The following is a 10,086-nucleotide window of genomic DNA, read 5'->3' as shown; positions in this document are numbered from 1 at the left end:
ACTATGCCGCTGCGAAACTGGGGTAAAGTCCTGGGCGAACTGGAGATCATGTACCCCGACAGGCTCGGCTGAGCCGCCGGATATCAGCCTGATTCCATTCCGCCGCGCTCCATTCCAGCAGGCTGATATCCAAAGAACCTTGACAAATTACAGTATCCATTGTATACTGTAAAAAATCTGAGCGGCTAATTATTCAAGCCACTCCCATATATCATTTTTTATCACAGTTTTTGAATTTACAGAAATTTTTTCGCAGAGCCAGAATGGGGCTTGACAGCAAACACATTTTACCGCCGTATCCGTGAGTATGAGGCTGCCCACCACATCTCCGAGCAGACTTCCACTTGATGATAACCGCCAGCGGAACGGAAATGCCCCTCACAGCCGTCCGAACCTGCGGAGCGTAAAACTAACCACCAAAAAAAGCACCCTCTCAGATACGCTCCGAGTGGGTGCTGTTACTATGTATCATTTGGGTATCCGCTGATTATGGGATATGCCATAATGCTGATTTTGATTTATGCGGAACGGTTTTTGAGTGCGCCAATAGACTAAGGTTAATGGCATATAGCTGATAGCTTTATTTTTCTTTCAAACTTTCATCAAAACCTTTCACAATCGGATCGAGGAAGTATCTCATAACCGATTGCTTTCCGATTTTAACTTCCACTGAACCTGATAAACCGGACATCACATTGATACCCGGGTTTGTGTTATCTACATCCAGCTTTACAAGATAAACGCTGCCTAATTGCTCACTGTTGAAAGAACTGGGACTGATATACTTGACCGTCCCTTTTACCGTACCATATTTGTTGTATGGGTAAGCTTCGAGCTTTATCTCTGCTTCCATTCCAACCATAATATCGGCGATATCCATGTTTTTCACATAGCAAGCCATCTCAACAGGTGCATCCGCCGGAACGATCGTTATAATTTGCTGTGCCGATGTTACAGTCTCACCTACGTTATTTACTGCAATGCTGTTGATGTAACCATTGACCGGAGCAATGACCTTTTGGTAATCAAGCGAGAGCTGATACTTTTCAAGTTCAGAATCAGCCTGTTTCAGCTTACTGTTGATATCTGATATGTTGGAGTTGATCTGCTCACTGTAGGAAGTCTGCGCATTCAGAATGTTCAGCTCCGCCTGCAGATATTCATTCTCTGCCTGTTGAAGCACAAGTTTTTGTGCATTGAATTCTGCCACGGAAATCATAGGATTTGTGTTGTAGTCATCATATTTGATTTGTGCAATGTCTCTTGTAAGACCGGCGTTTTCTTTGGTACTTTCAAGTATGCTCAGATTATTCTGATAAGCCTTCTCATTGTCAATGATTGTAAGGATGTATGGTTGAAGATTTGCACCGTACTTTGTAATATCGACTGTTGAAACGTCCTCTCCATTTTTTATCATTGTGTATATCTCTTTTTGCGCCTCCAGCACTTCTTTTTGTTGCGAAAGCGCTTCTACGTCGATGTCAATGCTCTGCGTATCGAGTTCGATAAGCACATCTCCGGCTTTCACATATGCCCCTTCCTCAACATTGATTGATTTCACGGTTCCGCTGGTATAGGTGTTGAGTGAACTGATATTCCCTACCGGCTGCATAGTACCACTGGATGTGACAACAATATCCACCTTAGACAGGCAAGCCCATACGATTGCTGCAATTAAAAGCGTGAAAACACCGAGAATGATAACAGTTCCGGCTTTATGTGCCGGGCGCTCTATGATTTCCAGCATTGACGGCATGAAGTCGTATTTCAATTCTTTATCACGCTTACTGCTATGCCTGAGAACATAGTCCTTCTGTGCCTTATCCATCGACCTCACCCCTTTGCTGCTGATTATATATAGATAAGCATACAATCCGTTCAAAGTCATGAGCTTTTCATGCGTATCATATTCCACAAGGTTGCCCTTGTCGATAACCATTATTTTTTGCGCATCCTTTAAAGTGGAAAGACGGTGTGCAATGATGATAACTGTTCGATTCTTGCAGATCTCTTTCAGGTTATTTTGAATGATACTTTCAGATTCATAATCCAGTGCTGATGTTGCCTCATCGAAGATGAGGATTCTCGGATCATTGAGAATTGCTCGTGCGATTGCAACCCTCTGCTTCTGACCTCCGGAAAGTCCCATACCCTTTTCACCAATAATTGTATCATAGCCGTTAGGAAGTTCAAGAATAAAGTCATGCGCTCCGGCAATCTTGGCGCATTCTATGATTCGATCCATCGTAGCAGTGGGACAGTGAATGGAGATATTCTCCGCTACTGTGCCATTAAACATGAAGTTTTCCTGTAAAACAACGCCGATCTGTTTTCTGAGCATTGCGGGATTTACAAGGGAAATATCCATGCCGTCAACGGATATTTTTCCGGCTTCCGGTATGTAGAGCCGCTGTATCAATTTTGATATGGTACTTTTACCTGATCCGCTTCGTCCAACAACGCCCACAACCATTCCTGCTGGTATCTCAAATGACATTCCTTTGATAACTTCGCCGCCTTGCGGATTATAACGAAAATGTACTTGATCGAATATGATTTTTCCCTGAACTCTTGGCATAGAAGACTGATTGGCATTCAGGATCGGTTCAGGTGCGGTATTGAAAATATCACCAATACGCTTGACGGAAAGGGATGCCTGCTGGTATTCCTGCCAGAGCTGTACCAGACGCAACACAGGACCGCTGACTCTGCCGGAGAGCATACGGAATGCCACAAGCTGACCGACTGTAAAGTTACCGTCCATAACTGCCTTTGCACCGAAGAAGAGGATAAGCAGGTCAAATACTTTCTGAATGAATTGACCTGTTGTTCCAGCCGTAGCAGATACCATAGAAGTTTTATAGCTTGCTTTGACATATTCAGCCTGCAAGTCTCCCCACTTCTTTTCAAATTTTGGCTCTAATGCGTAGGATTTTACTGTCTGAACCCCCGTGATTGATTCCACAAGAAACGATTGCGTATTCGCACCTGTTTCAAATTTCTCATCAAGACGCTTCTTGAAAAGCGGTGTAACGATTGCAGAAAGTATCGCATAAACAGGTATTGAACAGATAACAATAACAGTCAACATTTTACTGTAGCAGAACAGTACAACAATATATACGATGATAAATATTAGATCAATCATCGATGAAAGCGGGGTTCCAGTCAGAAAATTTCGTATGCTGTCCAGTTCCCGGACTCTGGCTACTGTTTCACCCACACGACGGGATTCAAAGTATTTCAGCGGCAGCGCAAACAGATGCTTGAATAGCCTGAAACTTAGCATCACGTCAATGCGGTTTGTGGTATGGGTAAACACATAATTCTTTGCCAGCCCCAGTATCAGCTCATAAATGTACACGATAGCGATTCCTATCGTCAGTACATGAAGCGTGGAGATGCTGCGATGCACAAGCACCTTATCCACAACCACCTGCGTCATGACTGGCGTCAAAATTCCTAATATCTGTATTGTAAAAACTGCGATAAGAACTTGTATGAACTCTTTCTTGAATTTCAGAATGGTAGGGATAAACCATTTAAAGCTGAAAACTGCTTCACGATCAATTACGCCTTTTTTGTTGATGATTATTGCTGTTCCGTCCCACATTTTTGCAAGTTCATCGCGGGTAACAACTTCCGGTGCAGGCTTGTCTGTATGCAAAATCATAAATTTGTCATCCTGCGACTTTGCAATGATGAAAAACTCATCGTCGTTGCCTTTTGCAATCATAGGAGCGTTGACATCCTTCAGCTTCTTTATGTTCAGATTGCACAGCTTTGCTTTCATCTTCAAGGCCTTTGCAGACTGCATGATCTCTATTTCTCCGGTTTTCTGCACCGGATCAAGGACAGACAGATTTTCAGCTTGTTCCTTCGTAATCGGAATGCCATGAAATTTCATGACGATCATAAAACAGGACAACCCACTGTCTTGTTTTTTTGCCATATTCTAACCTCCGTAAGCGCAAAAAGCGCAGTAGCATGAAAGCTGCTGCGCTCTCGCTATCTGTCTCTTTTACTGTAATGCGCCTACAAGCAGTGAATCTGTCAGAGAAGTATCCACTGTAATGTCAGTGATGTTCACGCTGTCGGAAATCTGATCATTGTTGCCGAATGCAGACATATTTTCTGCAAGGAGCATTGCCTGGATATCCGTCACATCCGAGATATCATCGTTTTCGTCAGTAAGCACTGTACTCTCGGTCATATCGGTAATCACGGTACTGCCATCCGTGAGAAGATCGGACAAGCATGTATCGTCTGCATACAGAGATTCCAGAAGCTCTGCATTTACCTGCTCGGTATCCTCGATCTCGTCAGGCTGCTTTGTCAGTACAAGCTGCCATGTATCCTTATCCACATAGCCTTCTGCACCATCGGCAAACTTGAATGTGAATGTTGACTGTCCCCACTTGAAGTTGCTGATGGTCAGCACATCATCTGTACCATTCACAGAAATAAGCAGATTTGAGCCCCACTGGTCGGATACAGTGATCTCGTCGGAGTTGATGTCTGTCAGCATTACGATACTGTGGTCGCTGCCCCACTCATTGATGGTATCCTGTGCATAGCCCTTTGCGAAAATGTAGGTGTCCTCGCCGTTACCGCCGTTGAGGGAGTCATTTCCTGCACCACCATCAAGCATATCGTTTCCGTCATTGCCGTAAAGGGTATCATTTCCGGCTTCACCATACAGCTCATCATTTCCGCTGCCGCCGCTGAGCCCGTCATTTCCTGCGCCTGCATGGATCACACCGCCGTCATTGCCCTGAATTGCAAGCCATTCATCCGCATCGGTACCAATGATAGGTGCAGAGGCAGCCTGAATATCATACTGTCCAAGAACAGTCTCGTCATCGAACACAAAGTTGAAGTCACGATTGCTGTTGAAGTTGAAGAAGCCCTGGATCACCAGTCTGTCCCCTGTCCCCTCACCAAAGTCAATCACAAGGTCGTTGTTCGCCATTCTGGTATTATGCATATCAGCCACTGTGTAGCCATGGATGCGGATCGTGTTCAGGTCGGCAGAAGCGTTGATTGTATCGATGTCATAGCCAATACCAAAGATATAGGTATCACCGCCGTGGTCGCCCTGGAGATAATCGTTGCCTGCGCCTCCGTCAAGAACATCTGCACCACCGCCGGCATAGATCCGGTCATTACCGTCTCCACCGTAGAGGAAACTGCCGTGATCGCCGCTGTAGATGATGTCATTACCAGCACCGCCGTAAATAGTATTCACACCGTTGCCGCCGTAGAGATGGTCATCCCCGTTGCCGCCCTCGATATAGTCATCATCGTTTCCGCCGTAAATGTAGTCGTCACCATCGCCGCCGTAAATGTAGTCGTCACCATCGCCGCCGTACATCTCATTGTTGCCATTTCCGCCGTTCATGGTATCATTGCCGGCACCGCCTTCGATGTAATCAGCAAGCTCTCCGCCAGTGAAGTTATCATCACCGTCTCCGCCATACATATAGTTCAAACCATTTCCGCCATAGAAGGTATCGTTGCCATCCTCACCATAGATATAGTTGATGCCTTCACCGCCGACAAAGATGTCATTTCCTGTGCCGCCATACAATGTATCCGTACCGTTCCCGGCTTCCAGATAGTCATCTCCGGCATCGCCGTAGAGGGTATCGTCGCCGTCCCCGCCAAACAGGGAATCATTACCGTTACCGCCGTGGAGTTCGTCATTTCCGGCATCTGCATAGAGTGTATCATTGCCGTCTCCGCCTGAAAGATAATCATCCCCATCGTTTCCTGCGATTACATCATCCCCGTCTTCGCCGAAGAGCCGGTCGTTTCCGGCACCGCCAATCAAAATATCATTGCCTGCGCCAGCGTGGATTGTATCGTTTCCGTCGCCACCATCCAGATAACCGTCGCCGGTTCCGTCTGTAATTGTATCATCTCCGCCTTCGCCGCGAATGATATTTATGCCATTGCCACCAGTGATAGTGTCGTCACCGTCTCCGCCGTAGATGAAGTTGAGGTTGTCACCACCTGTGATGGTATCATTACCATCACCGCCTTTGATAATATTGAATCCGCTGCCACCTGTAATGACATCGTCTTCATCCGTACCTTCGATAACCTGACGAGAATCGCCGCCGCCAATGATCTGCGCTTCACCATCAAATGTGAAGTCATAGTATTCGGGCATATTGATGAAATCCGGAATAGAGATCGTCTCTCCGGTCTCGTGATGGACAAGCGAAATGCCGCTGTGAATGTCAATACGCAATGCGTAGTCCTCCGCACTCAGCTCATCGCCGAACACAAGTGTGCTGCGTCCTTCGGAGTCGTAAATTGTATCGTTACCGTGGTCAGCATTGATGTAATAGGTATCATCGCCATCGCCGCCAGAAAGCGTGTCGTCTCCTGTACCGCCGCTGAGAGAATCATCTCCTTCTCCGCCGTCAAGGATGTCATTTCCTTCGCCTCCGTCCAGCATATCGTTTCCATCCCCGCCGTAGAGCATGTCATCCCCTTCGTTTCCGGTGATCGTGTCATTTCCGCTGCCGCCGTAAATCGTATCGTTTCCGGTGTTGCCTTCGATCGTGTCGTTACCATCGCCGCCATAGATAAGATCATTTCCTTCACCGCCGATGATGGCATCATCGCCTGCATCGCCGTAGACTACATCATCACCTGGAGCCTGCGTTGATCGTATCATTGCCTGCGCCGCCGTAGATGATGTCATTACCAGTGCCCGTGCTGATACTGTCGTCTCCGTCTTCAGCCCAGATAATATCCTGTGCGCCGGAGCCGTTCAGCGCATCATCTCCGTTTGTACCGATGACGAAATTGCCGTTTACCATTGCTTGGATCTCGGCAGCGTAGTCCGGATAATGAGAAACAAAGTCCCTCATATAATTTGTTCCGTATGTGCTGTCGTATGTTTTCACATATACGCCGATGTTATAGAGCATTTCCCGTACATCCGTGCCGAAAGAAATGTAGTGATCCACAACTTCTTCTACCGGTGCAAGGTTCAGGACAATCTTCCCGTTCTCATTCGGTTCTTCCTCTATCATTTCCAGATAATCCGCTTCACCAAGAACCTTGTTCAGGAGAGTAAAGTAGGTTCTGTCAAAATCCGCAAACAACTGGTTCAGAATGACCGCAGCATTGGAATTTGGTGTGGTGCTTCCATTTGCGCCAACAAAGGAATCTACGCCCATGATCGTTTCGAGAACATGCAGACTTCTTGCATCGATTGCACCGCCTCTGGACTTGATTGCAATATCCGAAGAACCGGTGATGCAGTAGAGGATCTTCCTTGCAGCCACACGCTTCTCAATAAAGCTTTCTGCATTCTTGAAAGAATCCACAAGATTCTGGAGTTCCCCGCTTTCATCATGTTCAAGCGCATAAGACAGGCTGTGCATATTGCCGAAGGATGTCAGATCATTTTCCACATCGGTTACTGTAATTTCCTCTGTATCAGCCGAATTGATCTGGAACCAATGCTCACTGATTTCTCTGACTGTTCCATTTGCAAATGTCACAACGGAAGATGCCGTCACAATTGTCCCTGTGTCGGAATCAACCGTATCTGTCTGGATATGATTCAGACTAATAGAAGTGATGCCCAGTTCTTCCAGCGAATGCAATTCATTTTCTGAATTGCCATCATGATTCGCATCCACCCATACTTGCAGATTGGCAAACTGAGAATCCTTGCTGTCAATCACACCGTCACCGTTCTCATCCAGTTCGGACAATGCGGCAAAGCCGGATGTAGAAAGGCTGTGGTCGCTCATTTCGACCTGATCGCTGAACAGTTCCCCACCGTCATCAATTTTGCCGTTACCGTTTCTGTCGAGAACAAGGAATCCATCCTCTGTGCCGATCCACGCAGTCTTTTCGGCAAAGCCGTTTTTGTCAAGATCAAAGTACACACCATCATCAATCGTGGTCAATGCAATTCCGGGAGTGCCCAGGTCAATGACCAGCGGATCTCTCGGAGGCTGTGCAACAGTTGCTGCACTGTATCTGCTGCTGTTATCATTTCCGGTATCGTCATGCAGCTTGTCCCAGTGACTATCATATCTTCCGCCCATATGACTGCCTTCAATTTTAGAGAAAGACAGATTACCATCGCTGTCTTTCACGGTATAGTAGCCGGATTCGCCCTCAAATTGATATCTAAAATACTCGGCTGTATGCATATAGTCAAGGATAGTGAGCGTTTTTCCGGTAGATACGACAGTAAAACACAGATCCTGCTGATATGCTCCAGTGTAGGAAATTGAGAGATCGTCCGGCGCAATATCTTCAAAGATGATCAGGTTTGCGCCATATTGGTCAAAAATCGTGTCGCTGCCGTTGTATTTACGGAAATAGTATGTATCTGCATGATCTCCGCCCCGGAGTGTGTCATCTCCATATCCGCCGTCCAGCGTATCCTTGCCCTCACGGCCAAACAGCACATCTTCACCAGTATTTCCATATAAAGTATCGTTGCCGGCACCACCATCTATATAGTCATTCCCGGCTCCCCCGTCTATGATATCATTGCCCGCTTCACCCAGAATGAAATCCTTGTCTGCACCGCCATCAATGGTATCATTACCTGCACCGCCGTGAATATGATCATTTCCTGCACCGCCGTAGATTGTGTCTTTGCCGCCTCCACCGAAGACAGTGTCATTTCCGTTTCCTCCATAGATAACATCATTCCCGTCACCGCCGTAAAGTGAATCATTCCCAGAACCACCGTGAATTATATCATTTCCCTGCCCGCCTGCGATAGAATCATCTCCAGAACCAGCAATTATTATGTCCTTGTATCGTCCACCAAAGAAAATATCATCGCCCTGCCCGAGGAAAGAGACTGAGTTATGGTTAATGCCCACACGATAATTTTCATTATCATCTCCTAAATTCAATCTATAGTCATATTTTTCTAAAAGTGACTTAGCTTGTATCATCACCGTATACAATACAAAATTTGATAAACCACCTGAAAGGTAAGCTTCCAGATTCTCTACTATGTCATCAATCTGGGCATCATTCTTTACAAGATTACGGAATTCGTTGGATTTCATATAATTGACACAGTCCTGTATTAGACCATTATCTGTGTCATAATATAGATTTTCGTTTTCCTGAGCTTCTTCGTACTTGCTTTCGATTGTATTCCAAAGATAATAGAAATCATACTCGTCAAGATAGTCATCGATATGATTGCCTAACGTATCCCATATTATCGATTTTAACAGATAATCGTCCTCACCATCAGTAAGTTGATTGCCTAAAAAGCCTAAAATCCCGCTTATAATTCCCGGTACATTGTTAGGATTATCATCATAACTAAACTCTTTATTCGTCAAAGATTCAATGATTATAGCAGTCGTATCACACTTATCAAGTCCAAGAGCATAAAGCAGTTCTCTCGCATCATCGAGATTAAGTTCTTCGTTTTCAATAAAGCTAATTGTATACCCTATAAGTGTACCAAGCTGAAGCAGATCCCCCAATATCGCTTCCTGAATATCACTACCGTCAAGGATAGCATCCAAAAGATCCTCAACATAATCAATCAACGCATCATAAGCGCTTCTGTTTTTTGAACTCAAAAGGTATGTAACATACTTCTTTAGTAATGTTGTTTTGCTGTTTTCAGTAGAAATGTCAAATATAGGGGCATTGCGTCCTGAATAGTTAACTTCCGTTACAATTCCGCTGGAATCAGTTTTGAAAAATGAATTTGGGCTATGATTCTGAGCAACAATACTTCCCTCATCTCCCTGAGGATCATCAATCCCATAGCCTTCACAGTAGTACTGATGCGTTCCCGGAAGTTGTTCAAGAAGTATATGTACAAAATCTGTGCTAAGAGAATAATTTGAAATTATGGAAGATTTTTCGCTTATCACACCAGTGTATTTCTCAATAAAGTCTTTTGAGAATCCTTGACCGTCAAAACTTACACATCTTGTTACTTTATCACTGAGTATTGCAGTATACATAGCCTTATTACCGCCCTTGGAATGACCTATGGCAGTAATATCGCTATAAGGCAGATTATCTATGTAATCAAGAGCTTCTTCCTGACAAGGCGAATCA

Annotated in this window: 3 protein-coding genes; all 3 read right to left on the bottom strand. The window is 45.3% G+C overall.

Features of this window, described 5'->3' with window-relative positions:
• Positions 1 to 580: 580 nt before the first annotated feature.
• Entirely contained in the window at positions 581 to 3,952 is a 3,372-nt protein-coding gene (locus tag RUM_RS13035) for a type I secretion system permease/ATPase (protein WP_015557347.1), read from the bottom strand.
• A 69-nt stretch (positions 3,953 to 4,021) separates the two neighbouring features.
• Positions 4,022 to 6,688 carry a calcium-binding protein gene (locus tag RUM_RS13145; protein ID WP_015557346.1) on the bottom strand — a complete coding sequence of 889 codons (2,667 nt, stop codon included), beginning with the start codon at positions 6,686 to 6,688 and terminating at the stop codon, positions 4,022 to 4,024.
• Positions 6,660 to 10,019 carry an Mbeg1-like protein gene (locus RUM_RS12295; protein WP_242821774.1) on the bottom strand — a complete coding sequence of 1,120 codons (3,360 nt, stop codon included), beginning with the start codon at positions 10,017 to 10,019 and terminating at the stop codon, positions 6,660 to 6,662. The genes RUM_RS13145 and RUM_RS12295 overlap by 29 nt, the downstream gene beginning before the upstream one ends.
• Positions 10,020 to 10,086 lie beyond the last annotated feature (67 nt).

The organism is Ruminococcus champanellensis 18P13 = JCM 17042, from assembly GCF_000210095.1.
GTDB classification, from domain to species: domain Bacteria; phylum Bacillota; class Clostridia; order Oscillospirales; family Ruminococcaceae; genus Ruminococcus_F; species Ruminococcus_F champanellensis.
The sequence above is the reverse complement of the archived record's forward strand: the minus strand, read 5'-3'. Positions and strand labels throughout refer to the sequence as shown.